We start from the raw sequence: 17,306 nt of genomic DNA on the forward strand, positions 1-17,306 counted from the left end.
AAATCTACTGACATAAACTTTATACAAGCAATACTATTGTTTTTAACTGAGCAATAAGCTATGATATATTTATAAAATTTAAGAAATTCATCTTCGGGGTAGGGTGCAATTCCCAACCGGCAGTAAATCAAGCCTGCGACCTGCTTTGTACTTTAGTATGAAGTGGCTGATCTAGTGTGAATCTAGAGCCGACAGTATAGTCTGGATGGGAGAAGATGGAGGGTTATTTGTTGCGCAATTAAATCCTCCTATTCTATGCAAGATGAATGGAAGGAGACAATTTAATATGCAACAACAAACAAAAAGGCTCATTACAATCAGTATGTTAAGTGCGGTGGCATTTATTTTGATGTTTATCAAATTTCCAATACCGTTTTTACCTCCATATTTAACGTTAGATTTTAGTGATGTACCCGCTTTACTAGCGACATTTACACTAGGACCTGTAGCAGGTCTAATTGTAGAATTCATCAAAAACTTGCTTAATTTTCTATTCAACATAGGCGATCCAGTCGGGCCAGTTGCAAATTTCTTAGCAGCTTCAAGCTTTTTACTTACAGCCTATTGGATTATTAAAAATAAACACACATTAAAATCACAAATCATTGGACTTAGTATTGCAACATTAGTAATGACGGTCGTATTAAGTATATTGAATTACTTTGTACTATTACCGTTATATGGAATGATTATGAACTTATCCAATGTGGTTGAAAATGTAAAAATAGTCATTGTATCAGGCGTCATACCTTTTAATATTATTAAAGGTATCGTTATTTCAGTCATATTTATACTTTTATACAATCGTTTAAAAAATGTCTTACCTAAATAAAAACGATTCGGGAACATTATTTATGTTTCCGAATCGTTTTTATTTTATAACTATAATATACCTATTCAAACTTCAATGCGTCTCCGTCAAATGGTTCTTCCTCAATTTTAATTGAGTCAGTAGGACAACCGTCCAAAGCATCTTCCATATCTTCATATAATTCTTCTGGTACTTCAGCAGTACCTTGATTATCGTCAAGAATAACGTATGCAATACCTTCATCATCATAGTCATATATATCAGGGGCAGCGGCACCACAAGCACCACATGCAATGCATGTATCCATATCTACTATTGTATATTTAGCCAATTTCTTCGCCTCCTTTGACAAAAATGCTACAATAATTACACAAATAATATTGTAATCACTGTTTATCGTTTTTTCAAATGTTTTCGATTTAAAGAATGAAGGAGCAACCATGTATAATATAATTCAATTCGCTTACACAAAGGCACATACATATAAAACCGAAAAAAGTATATTTAATATTATCACAGGCAAAAAGTCACATCAAACCTTTTTTGATGCTTGTAGCCAACAACTTATGTCATTGTATCATAGTATCCCTCAATTAAAATATCCGTCATTCGAGCGATATTCTAAAAGTATGAACACTGAAACTGAGGCGAATCAGTCAAATATAATGATTAGCCATCCACGCCATACATATGATAGCCTTGCCAACACGTTCAATGCAATACAATTATTAACTCAAACCTTATCCAACATTCAACATGGCGTACACCAATTCGTACCAGTAACACAATCCAATACAGTTCAGAAATGTGTCAAACAATTATATCAGTACATTTCAACTGAAAACCTACAAGAATCTTTCATCAATGAACTTACGTCGTTGTTTAAATTGCTATCACATCATAACGACAATGTATACTTACATTACTATTTACAAGGATTCGAAGAAAGCATGTATACAAGACAACAAGTAGGCTTAATAGAAGCAATTCCACAAACTGAGTTATTCGAATTAGAACTTCGAGATATGGTATCTATGATGTATGCGATAGAAGACGAGCAACAATTCCCATTGCTAAATAAATTAATTATCTTACCAACATTATTAAATAAGACTGAACAAACATTACTCGGAATCAAACAAGGCATGGATTTCGAACATTTGGCACTACAGCAAAACGTTAAACCCAATACAATAGAAGATCATATTTTAGAGTTATTTATTAAAGGATACTTAACTAATTATGAAGACTATTTATCAAACACAAATTATATAGACTTTCTGAACTATTATATAGATAATCGCAGTGAACGGTTGCGTAATTACAAAGATAAATTTTCTGATTTCAGTTATTTCGAAATTAAATTAATGATTGTCGGTTTAGAAAGAGGTGATTTACATGTTACAAGATAGCTTAAAAGAATGGTTTGGTTTCGACACATTTAAACCAGGTCAAGAAGAAATTATCAACCATGTCTTGAACCACACAAATACTTTAGGCATTTTACCGACAGGAAGTGGTAAAAGCCTTTGCTATCAATTGCCAACTTATATAAATCAACAGCCAACATTAATTATATCACCATTAATTTCACTAATGGATGACCAAGTTATGCAGCTTAAATTACATGGAGAACGTCATGTTTGTTGTATCCATTCTGGAATGGATGAAAATGAGCGCACTCAGAACATTCAACAAATCAACCAAAGCCGTTTTATTTTTTTAAGCCCTGAATTTTTATTACAAAAGCACAATTTTAAATTATTTCAACATTTAAATATTGGTTTAATTGTATTAGACGAAGCACACTGTTTATCTGAATGGGGCTATGATTTCAGACCGCATTATGCACTTGTAGGTAAAATAGTGAATCATTTTAAAAAAGCAACTGTATTGGCATTAACAGCAACTGCACCTTCATATTTAACAGAAGATCTAGAACACATGTTAGATCAATCTTTTCATATTGTGAAAACCACAATGAATCGAAATAATATTGCACTAGCACATAAGAACTTTGCAAATGATGACGAAAAACTTGCGTGGCTATTGCCCAAATTAACACATTCAGGATCAACAATCATATATGTTTCATCTAAGAAAATGTGTCTATATCTGGCACAGCAAATTTATAATTATGGATTCCTTACTGGTATCTATCATGGTGATTTATCTTATCAAGAACGTCATACAGTTCAACATCAATTTATAAACAATGAAATTCCAATCATTGTTGCCACGAGCGCATTTGGCATGGGTATAAATAAAAAAGATATTCGTACTATTATTCATTTTCATTTATCTACAAGTCCTTCTAATTATATGCAAGAAATAGGAAGAGCCGGACGCGATGGTGCACAAAGCCAAGCTATAAGTTTATATCAACCTGATGACAGTTACTTGTTAGAAACACTATTATTCACCGATATTGTAACAACTGAAGATGTTACTGCTTTTGAATTAGGTGAATTTTTACCACCTGACAAAAATGAAATTATAAAAACATTGCATAGTTATTATTCAATCACACAACTGCATCATATATTTAAAACTGCATATAAACGCAAACAACTAGGTTACATTAGAATGTTAGGTTATAAGAATTTAGATCAATGTCGTCGCGCCTATATGATTGAGTTTTTTAATGAAAATTTATTAGAAAAACCTGAGCAATGTTGTGATAATGATTCTGAATTAATTGAAATAAATATATTAAATAGAAAGAAAGTTAAACGAAAAATGAATTTTAATGAAAAAATACAAAATTTATTCAAATAATAGACAATTACTTTACTAAATATTTTCAATCAAGCTATAATACGATGTATACAGTTGATTGAGAGTAATTTCTCTCAAAAAAATATACATATTTACATTCTTTTAGGGTAAAACAGTATATACTTAAATAAAAAAGGAAGGATGATGAATTTGTCTAACAACAATTTTAAAGATGATTTTGAGAAAAATCGTCAATCCATTGATCCAAAAGAACATCAAGACAATACCAAGGATTCAGTTAACGATTCAGTTGACAATGTGAAAGAGGAAGTATCTGATAAAACAGACGAACAATTCCCACCAAGAAATGCACAGCGTAGACAACGTAGAAGAGATACTGCAACAAACCAAAGAGAAGACGAAACATCAAATCAAACGCAACATCAAGAAAGAAACGAGGACGACGCGCTAGATCATGATTCACGTCATAACGACAATTCAGACTTAGACTCACAACAGACGAGTGATTCTAAGGATCCTTCACAAAATAATAATATAAATCATGATGGTTCTAAATCAAACACTAACAAATATGAACAACAAAGCAATGTAGAGCATGAATCTAAACATGACAATGGCAATAAGAAAAAAGGTGCTGCTATTGCAGGTGGTACTGCCGCAGCAGGCGCTGGTGCTTATGCTGCTGGTAAACATAACAGTAAAGACCAAACGCATACAGACTCAGACTTAAAAGATGATAAGCATTCACAACATGAAGAATCAAAACATAATAATGATGATGACAAAAAGCATGGCTCTAAGAAAAAAGGTGCTGCTATTGCTGGAGGTGCTGCCGCAGCTGGTGCAGGTGCATATGCTGCTGGTAAACATAAAGACAACAAACACGATGATCACGCTAACAACAACGACAATATAAAAGATAAACATCAAGACAATAAAGGTAGTAAGAAAAAAGGTGCTGCCGTAGCTGGTGGTGCCGCTGCAGCAGGAACGGGCGCTGCTGCCCACGCTAAATCAAGTGGTAGCAATGTAAATAGTAACGGTAATCACTCAAATAATCATCACAATCATGATGATGAACATAATAATAAGAAAAAAGGTGGCTTATTAGGTAAATTACTACCAATCATCGCTGCTGTGCTTATCTTAGCTGCTATCGGTATCTTCGGTGGTATGGCACTAACTGGCAACAACGACGACAGTAAACAAAATGATGATAAACAAGTAGCTGACAATAAAGACAAAAACTCAGACAAAGATAAAAAAGCAGCGGATGACAAATCTAAAGAAGATAAAGCTAAAGACGAAGATAAAGATAAATCTTCAGATGAGAACAGTAATTCTGACAATGCTAACTCTGAACAATCTAACAGCGATGAGCAAGATCAATCAAGCAGTAATCAAGATCAAAATGCTCAAAACCAACAAAATGCCCAAACACAACAAGGCAACCAAGCCAATAGTCAGAATGGTACTGCCGATCAATCACAAGGTACAACAAATAATAATCAACAAAATGGTCAATCAACAAACAATAATTCAGGTCAACAAACACATGTAGTAAATGGTCAAAATTTATATAGAATTGCGATTCAATACTATGGTGAAGGTACACCTGAAAACGTTGAAAAAATTAGAAAAGCAAATAATATTCAAGGAAACGACATTCATAATGGTCAACGCCTTGTAATTCCACAATAAGCATTAATATTTTAATCAAAACAAACGCTAAAAACGCCTTTGTCCACATCATGGATAGAGGCGTTTTTAATTTATAAAACTAAGGTAGATCTATTCAATTCGATTTAGCATAATTTGTAATAAATATTTCAAATTCTTTCACTTGGTTTTTGAAAAACTATTGGTATAATGTATGAGTGGTAAAAGGAGGACGAAGTAAACATGCAAACAGTTGAAAGTATAATTATCGGTGGCGGTCCTTGTGGATTAAGTGCTGCCATTGAGCAGAAGAAAAAAGGAATAGATACATTAGTTATTGAAAAAGGTAATGTTGTCGATGCCATTTTTAACTATCCTACACATCAAACATTTTTTTCATCTAGTGATAAATTAAGTATTGGGGATATTCCATTTATAGTAGAAGAGAGTAAACCGCACAGAAACCAAGCCTTAGTGTATTATAGAGCAGTCGTAAAACATCATCAATTACGTATAAATGCCTTTGAAGAAGTCCTCACAGTTAAAAAAATTAATAATCGTTTTACGATTACAACAACAAAAGATGTCTATCAATGTCGATTTTTAACAGTGGCAACAGGATATTATGGCCAACATAATAACCTTGAAGTGGAAGGAGCAGAACTACCAAAAGTTATGCATTATTTTAAAGAAGCACACCCGTATTTTGATCAAAATATCACAATTATCGGCGGGAAGAACTCAGCGGTAGATGCTGCTTTAGAATTAGAAAAAGCCGGTGCAAACGTAACTGTAATTTACCGTGGTAGTGATTATCCGAAAGCAATTAAACCATGGATATTACCCAATTTCGAATCTTTAGTTAGACACGAAAAAATAAATATGGCATTTAATGCCAATGTAACAAAAATCACTGAAGACAGTGTATACTATGAACAAAATGGAGAAACCCATGAGATTCCAAATGACTATGTATTTGCAATGATTGGCTATCATCCTGACTATGATTTTTTACAATCAATTGGTATTGAGATAAATCAAAATGAATTTGGTACAGCACCAGTTCACAATAAAGAAACGTACGAAACAAATATAGAAAACTGTTATATCGCCGGTGTCATTGCTGCTGGTAATGATGCAAATACAATATTTATTGAAAATGGTAAATATCATGGCGGAATTATTACGCAAAATATTCTTTCTAAAAAGCAAACACCATTAGAATCTTAATTCCATTGCTATTTTAAACAAACGAACAATGCATTCAAAATTCAAAAGCGGCTGCAACACAAACGTGTCGCAGCCGCTTTTGCATATTTTCAATTAAAATTTTTATAACATTAATAGTTCTACAATTGTGCTTCAAAATAATTTTTTAATCGTTCAGAAGAAAGTTGATTACTCAATCCAACTAATAATTTTAATCTTGCTTTAGGTCCATTCAATCCATTTGAGAATATAACACCTTGTTCTGCTAATGTTACACCGCCACCTTCATACGCATATATTGGTCCAACAATACCATTAAACGATCTTGATACTAATACAATTGGTATCTTTTTATCCAAACATTTTTCTAAACCTTCAAGACAAGTAGGTGGTAGGTTACCCTGACCCAATGCTTCAATAATAATTCCATCTACATTATTTTCACTATGGAAAGCTAATACATCACTATTCATACCCATATATGCTTTGATTAATGGAATGTTTAAATTATGGTCAATTTTATCCAAAATCAAGTGTTCATATGGCTTGTGGTGAAATTGAACGCTATTTTTAGTGACAACACCAAGTGGACCATGGTTTGGGCTTTGGAACGTATTTGTATTTGAAGTATGTGTCTTTGTGACATTACGTGCAGTATGTATCTCATCGTTAAATACGACCATGACACCCATATCTTTTGATTCATCGCTTGTAGCTACTCTAATTGCTGAAATAAAATTATATAAACCATCTGAACCAATTTCATTTGAGGAACGCATCGCGCCAGTTATTGTTACAGGCTTTGATATACTTAAAGTCAAATCTAATAAATACGCAGTTTCCTCTAAAGTGTCTGTACCATGTGTAATGACAAAACCATCATATGTAGTGGCAGCATTTTCTATAATAGCTTTCAATTTTTCCACATATTCTATATTCATATGTGGCGATGGTACATTAAAAGGTGTCATTTCAGTCACGTTTGCATATCGCGCAATTACATCTTGATGGTTAGATATCGGATTATCCTAATTCGTAACCACTTTATTAGATTCATCTTGTGACATACTAATCGTTCCACCGGTATGTATCACGAGAACATTTTTCATGTATGCATTCCTCCTATTTATAATATACATATTTATGATAAAATATTATTCATAAAACAACAAGGAAGGGTTACCAAAATGAAACGAATTAATATCGCACTAGATGGACCTGCTGCAGCAGGTAAAAGTACTATCGCAAAATTAATTGCCGCAAAATTATCTATGATATATGTAGATACTGGCGCAATGTATCGTGCAATTACTTATAAATATTTACAAAAGCAAAAAACAGAAGACTTTAACCAATTAATCGACACATCAGAGCTATCACTCACTTATGACGAAACTAAAGGTCAAAGAGTAATTTTAGATAACCAAGATGTAACGGACTATCTAAGAGAAAACAACGTAACAAGTAATGTTTCTTATGTTGCTTCGAAAGAACCTGTGCGTACCTTTGCTGTAAAAAAACAAAAAGAATTAGCAGCGCAAAAAGGTATTGTTATGGATGGTAGAGATATTGGAACTGTAGTACTACCTGATGCAGATTTAAAAGTATATATGATTGCTTCAGTTGAAGAACGTGCTATTAGAAGGCAAAAAGATAATGAAGAACGTGGTATCGAGTCCAATGTTGAACAACTTAAGCAAGAAATCGCTGATAGGGATCATTACGACATGAATCGTGAAATTTCGCCATTAAAAAAAGCGGATGATGCAGTTACAATTGATACAACTGGTAAAAGTATAGAAGAAGTTACTGAAGAAATATTATCTTTAGTGTCTGATATCTCATAGTTTTGTATAATCGCAACCAATTCCTTTAAACCCGTTTTGTGTAAAATGATTACATGAGCTACTAAATGGGTATATGACATATGGTCGTTTTATAACATAGTAAAATATAGAAGATTGTAAAATTCAGGTTAAAATTTTAAAGTTATTGTTAGTTAAAAATGCCTATTTTACAACTTTTTAACAATTAAAATGTGAACTTCTATATTAAAGTGGAATTTCTTGACAATTCTGTCAGATTATAAGATGTTATTAGTATGTAGTGTAATAAGGAGGCAGACAAGATGACTGAAGAATTCAACGAATCAATGATTAATGATATTAAAGAAGGGGATAAAGTTACTGGTGAAGTTCAAACAATTGAAGATAAACAAGTAATTGTTGCTGTTAATGGTGCAAAATTTAACGGCATTATCCCTATTAGTCAACTTTCTACGCATCATATCGAAAATCCAAGTGATGCTGTCAAAGTTGGTGACGAGATTGGTGCATATGTAACAAAAGTTGAATATGACGAAGAAAATGAGACTGGTGCTTATATTTTATCTAAACGTCAACTTGAAACTGAAAAATCATATGAGTTTTTACAAGAACAATTAGATAATAACCAAACAATCGAAGCCAAAGTGACGGAAGTCGTTAAGGGCGGATTAGTAGTGGACGTTGGTCAAAGAGGTTTTGTACCAGCTTCATTAATTTCTACAGATTTCATTGAAGATTTCTCTGATTTTGAAGGGCAAGTTCTCAAACTAAAAGTTGAAGAATTAGACCCTGCAAACAATCGTGTCATTCTTAGCCGTAAAGCTGTAGAAGCAGTAGAAAATGCTGCAAAAAAAGAGGAATTGTTATCATCACTTAATGAAGGAGATGTAATTGAAGGTAAAATTGCACGTTTGACTAACTTTGGTGCATTTGTTGATATTGGTGGTGTTGACGGACTAGTGCATGTTTCTGAATTGTCTCATGAGCACGTTAAATCACCTGAAGACGTTGTGACAATTGGTGAAAGCGTGAAAGTGAAAATTAAATCTGTCGATAAAGACACTGAACGTATTTCTTTATCAATTAAAGATACATTGCCAAGTCCTTTTGAATCTATCAAAGGTGAATTTAATGAAGGTGATGTCATCGAGGGTACAGTTGTTAGACTTGCAAATTTCGGTGCGTTTGTTGAAATTAAGCCAGGCGTTCAAGGTTTAGTTCACATTTCAGAAATCAGCCATTCACATATTGGTTCACCAAGTGAAGCATTGACACCTGGCGATAAAGTCAGTGTGAAAGTATTAGGTGTTGATGTTGATAACGAACGTATTTCATTATCAATCAAAGCAACGATTCCTAATGAAAATGTTATCGAAAGTGATAGTGAAACAACACAATCATATTTAGATAATAGTGCAGATGATGAAGATAATCCTACTTTAGGCGATGTCTTCGGAGATAAACTTAAAGACTTTAAATTCTAATTTGCAATAGTGTGACTCAAATTTAAATCTTGTCCTAATTTCCAAATAGGGCAGGATTTCTTTTTTTGTGTAGCAATATGTCTACACGCTAAACGTACTCTATAATGATTTAATATTTCTTTTTATTTATCTACACCTTATGATAGAATTATAGAGATTATATAAGAGAGGAAGTTAGTTATGACTAAACCTATAGTAGCGATTGTAGGTAGGCCAAATGTAGGCAAATCCACAATTTTTAATAGAGTCGTAGGTGAACGTGTATCAATTGTCGAAGATACACCAGGTGTGACTCGTGACAGAATTTATTCATCCGGCGAATGGTTAACACATGATTTTAATATTATTGATACAGGTGGCATAGAAGTAGGAGATGCACCATTTCAAACACAAATTAGAGCGCAGGCAGAAGTCGCAATAGACGAAGCTGATGTGATTATTTTCATGGTAAATGTAAGAGAAGGGCTAACACAAAGCGACGAAATGGTTGCCCAAATGTTATACAAATCTAAGAAGCCTGTTGTTTTAGCAGTAAACAAAGTTGATAATCCGGAAATGAGAAATGAAATTTATGATTTTTATGCATTAGGATTTGGAGATCCTTATCCTATTTCTGGCTCACATGGTTTAGGACTTGGTGATTTATTAGATGCAGTTGTAAAACATTTTAAAGCCGAAGAACCAGACCCATACGATGAAGACACTATTCGTTTATCTATTATTGGACGTCCAAATGTTGGGAAATCCAGTTTGGTCAATGCAATCTTGGGAGAAGACCGTGTAATTGTATCTAATGTAGCAGGAACAACACGTGATGCAGTAGATACAGAATATAGTTATGATGATCAAGATTATGTCTTAATAGATACTGCCGGTATGCGTAAAAAGGGGAAAGTCTATGAAAACACTGAAAAATACTCTGTATTACGTGCATTAAAAGCGATAGAAAGATCTAATGTTATTTTAGTTGTCATTGATGCTGAACAAGGTATTATAGAACAAGATAAACGTGTTGCAGGTTATGCACATGAAGAAGGTAAAGCAATCGTTATTGTTGTAAATAAATGGGATACTGTAGATAAAGAAACAAATACAATGAAGAAATTCAAAGATGAAGTACGTAAAGAGTTCCAATTCTTAGATTATGCTGAAATTGCCTTTGTTTCTGCCAAAGAAAAACAACGACTTAGAACACTTTTTCCATATATTAAAGAAGCGAGTGAAAATCATAAAAAACGTGTTCAAAGTTCTACTTTAAACGAAGTTATTACTGATGCAATATCTATGAACCCGACTCCAACTGATAAAGGACGACGTCTTAACGTATTCTATGCAACTCAAGTGGCTATCGAACCACCAACATTTATTGTCTTTGTAAATGATGTTGAATTAATGCATTTTTCTTATAAACGTTATCTCGAAAATCAAATTAGAGCGGCATTTGGCTTTGAAGGTACACCCGTGCATATCATAGCAAGAAAAAGAAATTAATTAACGGAGGGGATACAATGTCTAAAATAACTGTCTTTGGAACAGGTAGTTTCGGTACGGCATTAGCAAATGTATTAGCCGAAAACGGGCATCAAGTTTTAATGTGGGGTAAAAACGAACAAACCATTAATGAAATTAACGAACAGCATATGAATAGTAAATATTTAAAAGACGCTCATTTGCATACTTCAATAGAAGCTACACTCGATTTAGAAAATGCAGCTAGATTCTCAGATATCTATTTAATGGCTCTCCCAACAAAAGCCATGCGCGAAGTATCAACATCTATCGATGCATTACTAACATCTCCGAAAACGTTTATACATGTTGCAAAAGGTATCGAGAACGAGACCTATAAACGTGTATCAGAATTACTAGAGGATTCTATTTCACCTGAACATAATGCAGGTATCGGCGTGTTATCAGGACCAAGTCACGCTGAAGAAGTAGTTATCAAACAACCTACAACAGTAGCAGCTTCATCTATATCAGCAGATGTTCGTAAATTAACTCAGGATTTATTTATGAATGATTATTTGCGCGTCTACACAAATGAAGATTTAGTAGGTGTTGAATTAGGTGGTGCACTCAAAAATATTATTGCTGTAGCGAGTGGTGTGATTTCAGGTATGGGCTTTGGAGATAATGCTAAAGCTGCATTAATGACTAGAGGTTTGGCAGAAATTAGCCGCTTAGGTGAAAAATTAGGTGCAGATCCTATTACATTTTTAGGTTTAGGTGGTATTGGCGATTTAATTGTAACGTGTACGTCTACGCACTCAAGAAATTACACATTAGGATTTAAACTTGGCGAAGGTAAATCGTTAGATACTGCATTGAATGAAATGAATATGGTTGTTGAAGGTGTATATACTACTAAATCTGTTTATCATTTAGCAAAAGAAGTTGATGTGGATATGCCAATTACGTCAGCACTCTATAAAGTTTTATTTGAAAATAGACCTGTTGATGAAAGCGTTAAAGATTTAATGGGACGTGGCAAAAAAGCAGAATAGTAGGAAGTATTACACTTTTCAAAGAAATAATAACAATTTGTAATTAAAATCCTATTATTTCAACGTTTTTTGCACATAAATCATTGCAGTAGCAGTATTCGTTGTGTTAAAGTCATAGCATAATGATATAAAGTATCATTATAAACCCTAGGGGAGGTGAATTCATAATGAACAAAACAGATTTAATCAATGCTGTTGCAGAGCAAGCTGACTTAACTAAAAAAGAAGCTGGTTTAGCTGTAGATGCAGTATTCGAATCAATTCAATCATCACTTTCTAAAGGTGAAAAAGTACAATTAATTGGATTCGGTAACTTCGAAGTACGCGAACGTGCTGCTCGTAAAGGCCGTAACCCTCAAACTGGTAAAGAAATTGATATCCCTGCAAGCAAAGTTCCAGCATTCAAAGCTGGTAAAGCTTTAAAAGATGCAGTAAAATAATTCTTTACTTACAGTAAAGCCCTTTTATAGGGGCTTTTTCTTTTTATAAAAAACTTTACATAAACATATATTTACAATTAGCTGTATGCAAAGCTAGGTTTAATGTATCAAACTTGCGTAATGTGCATTCAAGCTAAAATAACATACAAATATAATGATATTCATATATATACGATACAATCCATTGTTTTTAGTCATTTTACATAAATATTTAGAACATTGATTTTCGTTGATTTTAATTTTCCTCATATAATGTTAATATGTATATGGATAATAACGTGAGGTGTGAACATGGAAACGACATTTAGCATATTAGAAACACAAATAATAGATCGACTCCACGATGTGGATTATTATGAATCAATATATATCAATAAAGCGCTAGCACAAATTCTTGATTCTTATGATATTCCTCAAGAAGCTAAATTAGCTTGCCTCACTATAGATACTGCGATGCGACATTTAGATGAAGTTACAACTTCTCTTTCGTCAAAGAAATCTATTTTAATTGGCGACTTGTTGAGCGCACATTTTTATACAATTTTGGCCAAATTAAATGATCCAGTTTATCAACAATTGATAAGTTCAGCCATTGTGACAATCAATGAAATGAAATCATCTATTCATCAAGGTGTTTTAAGTGATGATAAACTAGACGAATATATATTAAAAATCGAAAATACCTTTCCACTGATTACAATTAATCATTTTGCATCTGTTTCAAATCAAACAGAAATTAATGCTACATTATTGAAAAATATAACTGAGCACCATCCTGCATATTTGAAACACTATTCTAACGAAAAATTGAATTCATTTTCAAACAAAGTTAATACTGAAATACACTTAAAAAGAGGTAATGAACATGGCAGATAATAATGCAAAAAAAGAACAAGTACATAACGTTTTCCAAAATATTTCAGGAAAATATGATAGATTAAATAACATCATTAGTTTTGAGCAACATAAAACTTGGAGAAAACGTGTAATGAAAGAAATGAACGTTAAACCTGGTAGTAAAGCTTTAGATGTATGTTGTGGTACAGCAGATTGGACAATTTCACTTAGCAAAGCTGTTGGATCTACAGGCGAAGTAATAGGTATAGACTTCAGTGAAAATATGTTAGAAGTTGGAAAGCAAAAGACATCAGACATGCATAACATACAACTTGTTCATGGCGATGCAATGAACTTACCTTTTGAAGACAATGAATTTGATTATGTTACGATTGGTTTCGGATTAAGAAATGTACCTGATTACCTTGCAACACTCAAAGAATTAAATAGGGTACTGAAACCAGGAGGCATGGTCGTTTGTCTTGAAACAAGTCAACCAACTACACCTGTTTTCAAACAATGTTATAAACTTTATTTTAAGTTTGTTATGCCAATTTTCGGTAAAATATTTGCTAAATCAAAAGATGAATATGAATGGTTACAACAATCAACATTTGATTTTCCGGACAAAGAAAAATTAAAACGATTATTTACTCAAGCTGGTTTCAGTAATATCAAAGTACGTAGCTTTACAGGTGGCGTTGCAGCAATGCACCTTGGCTATAAATAAAATGAATCAACCAAAGGTGATTAGCGTGGCAAAGTTAAATATGAATAGTGAAATCAAAAAAATTGAAAAACAATTAGAGCAGTCTATAAAAAGTAACGATAGTGTACTTGAAGCTGCTTCATATCATTTATTTTCTTCAGGTGGTAAACGCGTTAGACCAGCCTTTGTAATATTAAGTAGTCAGTTTGGTAAATCTATGAATGACGATGTTTATCGAGTTGCAGTTGCCCTTGAATTAATTCATATGGCGACCTTAGTACATGATGATGTTATTGATAAAAGTGATAAACGCAGAGGTCGTTTAACAATTGCGAAAAAGTGGGATCAGCATACCGCGATACTCACTGGTAATTTTTTATTGGCACGTGGTTTGGAACATATATCAAATATCGAGGCAAACCATGTACATTCTGTCATTTCTAGTGCAATTGTTGAAGTATGTCGCGGCGAACTATATCAATTTCAAGATCAATTTAATTCTGCGCAAACGATCACAAATTATTTGCGCAGAATTAATCGTAAAACAGCCTTACTTATTCAATTATCAACTGAAGTTGGTGCAATTACATCTGGTGCCGATGCTAAAACAGTACATAATTTAAAGATGATAGGACATTACATTGGTATGAGTTTCCAAATTGTTGATGATATTTTAGATTTTACAAGTACTGAAAAGAAACTAGGTAAACCAGTCGGTAGTGACTTAATGAATGGGCACTTAACTTTACCTGTACTTTTAGAAATGCGTCAAAATGAGTCATTTAAAAAGCAAATAGAGCAACTTAATCCAAATAGTAGTAGAGAATCATTTGAATCCTGTATCCGACAAATTCAAAATTCAGAATCAATACAACAATCACAAGAAATAAGTGATAGATACCTTGAAAAAGCATTACGTTTGATTGATAAATTGGAAAATGAGGACTCCAAACCTCTCTTTAAAAAGTTGATAAAAAAAGTTGGGAAAAGAAATGTGTAAGTTGTGTGAAAAACATTGAAAGCGCTTTAATAACCTGTTAATATATTAATGTAATTCAAAACATATTTTTTATTATGAATCTTAATTGATTACTTATCTGCTGATGTAAAGGTAAGTACATCGATACATAACAAACAGGGGGATTTACACAAGATGGAAAGAACATTTCTAATGATTAAACCAGATGCGGTACAAAGAAATTTAATTGGAGAAATTATTTCACGTATCGAAAGAAAAGGTCTTAAATTAGTTGGCGGTAAATTTATGACTGTACCACAATCACTTGCTGAAGCACATTATGCAGAACATACAGATAAACCTTTTTATAAGCATTTAATTAGCTTTATTACTTCGGCACCAGTATTTGCAATGGTAGTTGAAGGTGAAGATGCAGTTCATGTGTCTCGTCATATCATTGGTAAAACAAATCCATCTGAGGCTACGCCAGGTACAATTAGAGGCGATCTCGGTTTAACAGTAGGAAGAAATATTATACACGGTTCTGATTCAGTAGCTTCTGCTGAAAAAGAAATCAATCTTTGGTTCAAACCAGAAGAATTAAGTGATTATAAAGAATCACGCGAAGCTTGGTTATACGAATAATAATATGAAAACTCAAATTAAAAAGCCGATTGAATGATGATCATTCAATCGGCTTTTTAGCTTTATTCCATTTACCTAACAAATAAACAGAAGAATTTTAGCACTAAAACGAATAGTTTAATATAATAAAAAAAGTACAAATGTTACACTGATAAAATAGTAAACTAACATAAAATGATAGATATATAACTCATTTTTAAATTTTCTGTTAATTTGAACAATTGAATATGTTAAGATATAGAACATATATTAATTTAAAGTGCTAAAGAATGGAGCGGATAAAGTATGAGATATTTAACTTCTGGTGAGTCACATGGACCACAACTAACAGTAATAATAGAAGGTGTTCCGGCAAATTTAGAGATTAACGTCGCTGATATCAACGAAGAAATGTTTAAACGTCAAGGTGGTTATGGTCGTGGTAGACGTATGCAAATCGAAAAAGATGCTGTAGAAATCGTTTCGGGAGTTAGAAATGGTTATACTTTAGGTAGCCCAATTACATTGATTGTTACGAATGATGATTTTACTCATTGGAAAAATATTATGGGTGCAGATCCAATCAGTGATGAAGATCAAGAAAATATGAAACGTGTTATAACAAAACCACGTCCTGGTCATGCCGACTTAGTCGGAGGCATGAAATATAATCATAGAGATTTAAGAAATGTTTTAGAGCGTTCATCTGCAAGAGAAACTGCTGCACGTGTAGCAGTTGGTGCTGTTTCAAAAATTTTACTAAAACAATTAGACATTGAATTTTATAGTAGAGTAGTAGAAATTGGTGGTATCAAAGATGATATCGAATATGACCTTGAAACAATTAAATCTAATATAGATAAAAATGATGTGCGTGTTGTTAATGATGAAATCGCACAAGCTATGCGTGATAAGATTGATGAAGCTAAAAAGGCAGGCGATACTATTGGTGGCGTTGTACAAACAATTATAGAAGGCGTACCGGTTGGTATTGGCAGTTATGTTCATTATGATCGTAAACTCGATGGCAGAATTGCACAAGGTGTAGTCAGCATTAATGCCTTTAAAGGTGTGAGCTTTGGTGAAGGTTTCAAGGCAGCAGAAAAACCAGGTAGCGAAATACAAGACGAAATTCTATATGACTCAACTCAAGGATATTATAGAGGTTCAAATCATTTAGGTGGTTTTGAAGGTGGTATGTCGAATGGTATGCCAATTGTAGTTAATGGCGTAATGAAACCAATCCCGACACTTTATAAACCTTTAAACTCAGTCGATATCAACACTAAAGAACCATTCAAAGCGTCTATTGAGCGTTCTGATAGTTGTGCTGTACCTGCTGCAAGTGTTGTAGTTGAAAATGTAGTTGCATTTGAGTTAGCGAAAGCATTACTTGAAGAATTCCAATGTAACCATATCGAACAACTTCAAGCGCAAATTAAAGAACGCCGCTTATTGAACATAGAATACTAAATATAATTTTAAATTTATAAATAGCTAGGT

The 17,306-nt window shown here is 33.1% G+C and carries 16 protein-coding genes, 1 pseudogene and 1 riboswitch; of the genes and pseudogenes, 15 read left to right on the plus strand and 2 right to left on the minus strand.

Features of this window, described 5'->3' with window-relative positions; genetic code table 11:
- Positions 1–85 precede the first annotated feature (85 nt).
- Positions 86–221, plus strand: a riboswitch (FMN riboswitch).
- A gap of 65 nt (positions 222–286) precedes the next feature.
- Positions 287–832: an ECF transporter S component gene (locus tag BJS11_RS07880; protein ID WP_069996041.1), complete on the plus strand. Its 546-nt coding sequence runs from the start codon at positions 287–289 to the stop codon at positions 830–832.
- 61 nt (positions 833–893) lie between these two features.
- On the opposite strand, the gene BJS11_RS07885 is transcribed toward BJS11_RS07880, so the two are convergent.
- Positions 894–1,142 carry a ferredoxin gene (locus BJS11_RS07885; protein ID WP_069996042.1) on the minus strand — a complete coding sequence of 83 codons (249 nt, stop codon included), beginning with the start codon at positions 1,140–1,142 and terminating at the stop codon, positions 894–896.
- 109 nt (positions 1,143–1,251) lie between these two features.
- Here BJS11_RS07885 and BJS11_RS07890 point away from each other — a divergent pair, with 109 nt between their 5' ends.
- From BJS11_RS07890 to ypdA, 4 genes are all read left to right on the plus strand, one after another.
- The gene (locus BJS11_RS07890) at positions 1,252–2,223 is read left to right on the plus strand and encodes a helix-turn-helix domain-containing protein (protein ID WP_069996043.1); all 972 of its coding nucleotides are present in this window, start codon (positions 1,252–1,254) and stop codon (positions 2,221–2,223) included.
- Positions 2,210–3,589: a RecQ family ATP-dependent DNA helicase gene (locus BJS11_RS07895; RefSeq protein ID WP_069996044.1), complete on the plus strand. Its 1,380-nt coding sequence runs from the start codon at positions 2,210–2,212 to the stop codon at positions 3,587–3,589. The genes BJS11_RS07890 and BJS11_RS07895 overlap by 14 nt, the downstream gene beginning before the upstream one ends.
- A 144-nt stretch (positions 3,590–3,733) precedes the next feature.
- Complete coding sequence (gene ebpS / locus BJS11_RS07900; protein WP_245167113.1) at positions 3,734–5,251, plus strand: elastin-binding protein EbpS; 1,518 nt, start codon at positions 3,734–3,736, stop codon at positions 5,249–5,251.
- 201 nt (positions 5,252–5,452) lie between these two features.
- Entirely contained in the window at positions 5,453–6,439 is a 987-nt protein-coding gene (gene ypdA / locus BJS11_RS07905; RefSeq protein ID WP_069996045.1) for a bacillithiol disulfide reductase YpdA, read from the plus strand.
- A 119-nt stretch (positions 6,440–6,558) separates the two neighbouring features.
- Here the strand turns inward: ypdA and BJS11_RS07910 are convergent.
- Positions 6,559–7,527, minus strand: a pseudogene (locus BJS11_RS07910) (asparaginase).
- A gap of 78 nt (positions 7,528–7,605) precedes the next feature.
- On the opposite strand from BJS11_RS07910, the gene cmk reads away from it, so the two are divergent.
- From cmk to aroC, 10 genes are all read left to right on the plus strand, one after another.
- The gene (gene cmk, locus BJS11_RS07915; protein ID WP_069996046.1) at positions 7,606–8,265 is read left to right on the plus strand and encodes a (d)CMP kinase; all 660 of its coding nucleotides are present in this window, start codon (positions 7,606–7,608) and stop codon (positions 8,263–8,265) included.
- 281 nt (positions 8,266–8,546) lie between these two features.
- A complete protein-coding gene (gene rpsA, locus BJS11_RS07920) occupies positions 8,547–9,728 on the plus strand; it encodes a 30S ribosomal protein S1 (RefSeq protein ID WP_069996047.1) in 1,182 nt (393 codons plus the stop codon).
- Between the two features lie 180 nt (positions 9,729–9,908).
- A complete protein-coding gene (gene der / locus BJS11_RS07925) occupies positions 9,909–11,219 on the plus strand; it encodes a ribosome biogenesis GTPase Der (protein WP_069996048.1) in 1,311 nt (436 codons plus the stop codon).
- 17 nt (positions 11,220–11,236) lie between these two features.
- Complete coding sequence (locus tag BJS11_RS07930) at positions 11,237–12,235, plus strand: NAD(P)H-dependent glycerol-3-phosphate dehydrogenase (protein WP_069996049.1); 999 nt, start codon at positions 11,237–11,239, stop codon at positions 12,233–12,235.
- Between the two features lie 167 nt (positions 12,236–12,402).
- On the plus strand, positions 12,403–12,675 hold the full coding sequence (gene hbs / locus BJS11_RS07935) for a non-specific DNA-binding protein Hbs (RefSeq protein ID WP_002483248.1): 273 nt from the start codon (positions 12,403–12,405) through the stop codon (positions 12,673–12,675).
- Positions 12,676–12,966: 291 nt separating this feature from the next.
- Complete coding sequence (locus tag BJS11_RS07940) at positions 12,967–13,551, plus strand: heptaprenyl pyrophosphate synthase subunit A (protein ID WP_069996050.1); 585 nt, start codon at positions 12,967–12,969, stop codon at positions 13,549–13,551.
- On the plus strand, positions 13,541–14,242 hold the full coding sequence (locus BJS11_RS07945) for a demethylmenaquinone methyltransferase (protein WP_069996051.1): 702 nt from the start codon (positions 13,541–13,543) through the stop codon (positions 14,240–14,242). Before BJS11_RS07940 ends, BJS11_RS07945 begins: the two co-directional genes overlap by 11 nt.
- A 25-nt stretch (positions 14,243–14,267) precedes the next feature.
- On the plus strand, positions 14,268–15,221 hold the full coding sequence (locus BJS11_RS07950) for a polyprenyl synthetase family protein (protein WP_180365221.1): 954 nt from the start codon (positions 14,268–14,270) through the stop codon (positions 15,219–15,221).
- A 153-nt stretch (positions 15,222–15,374) separates the two neighbouring features.
- A complete protein-coding gene (ndk, locus tag BJS11_RS07955; RefSeq protein WP_069996053.1) occupies positions 15,375–15,824 on the plus strand; it encodes a nucleoside-diphosphate kinase in 450 nt (149 codons plus the stop codon).
- Positions 15,825–16,109: 285 nt separating this feature from the next.
- Entirely contained in the window at positions 16,110–17,276 is a 1,167-nt protein-coding gene (gene aroC, locus BJS11_RS07960; RefSeq protein ID WP_069996054.1) for a chorismate synthase, read from the plus strand.
- The last annotated feature ends 30 nt before the right edge of the window (positions 17,277–17,306 follow it).

The sequence above is a fragment of the Staphylococcus caeli genome (genome assembly GCF_900097965.1).
Taxonomy (GTDB): Bacteria; Bacillota; Bacilli; order Staphylococcales; family Staphylococcaceae; genus Staphylococcus; species Staphylococcus caeli.

Bases quoted from the DNA above. Each gene is read 5' to 3' on its own strand.
- hbs (WP_002483248.1), top strand. From the start codon at position 12,403: ATGAACAAAACAGATTTAATCAATGCTGTTGCAGAGCAAGCTGACTTA.
- aroC (WP_069996054.1), top strand. From the start codon at position 16,110: ATGAGATATTTAACTTCTGGTGAGTCACATGGACCACAACTAACAGTA.
- BJS11_RS07880 (WP_069996041.1), top strand. From the start codon at position 287: ATGCAACAACAAACAAAAAGGCTCATTACAATCAGTATGTTAAGTGCG.
- cmk (WP_069996046.1), top strand. From the start codon at position 7,606: ATGAAACGAATTAATATCGCACTAGATGGACCTGCTGCAGCAGGTAAA.
- ebpS (WP_245167113.1), top strand. From the start codon at position 3,734: ATGAATTTGTCTAACAACAATTTTAAAGATGATTTTGAGAAAAATCGT.
- BJS11_RS07945 (WP_069996051.1), top strand. From the start codon at position 13,541: ATGGCAGATAATAATGCAAAAAAAGAACAAGTACATAACGTTTTCCAA.
- ypdA (WP_069996045.1), top strand. From the start codon at position 5,453: ATGCAAACAGTTGAAAGTATAATTATCGGTGGCGGTCCTTGTGGATTA.
- rpsA (WP_069996047.1), top strand. From the start codon at position 8,547: ATGACTGAAGAATTCAACGAATCAATGATTAATGATATTAAAGAAGGG.
- ndk (WP_069996053.1), top strand. From the start codon at position 15,375: ATGGAAAGAACATTTCTAATGATTAAACCAGATGCGGTACAAAGAAAT.
- BJS11_RS07930 (WP_069996049.1), top strand. From the start codon at position 11,237: ATGTCTAAAATAACTGTCTTTGGAACAGGTAGTTTCGGTACGGCATTA.
- BJS11_RS07940 (WP_069996050.1), top strand. From the start codon at position 12,967: ATGGAAACGACATTTAGCATATTAGAAACACAAATAATAGATCGACTC.
- BJS11_RS07895 (WP_069996044.1), top strand. From the start codon at position 2,210: ATGTTACAAGATAGCTTAAAAGAATGGTTTGGTTTCGACACATTTAAA.
- der (WP_069996048.1), top strand. From the start codon at position 9,909: ATGACTAAACCTATAGTAGCGATTGTAGGTAGGCCAAATGTAGGCAAA.
- BJS11_RS07890 (WP_069996043.1), top strand. From the start codon at position 1,252: ATGTATAATATAATTCAATTCGCTTACACAAAGGCACATACATATAAA.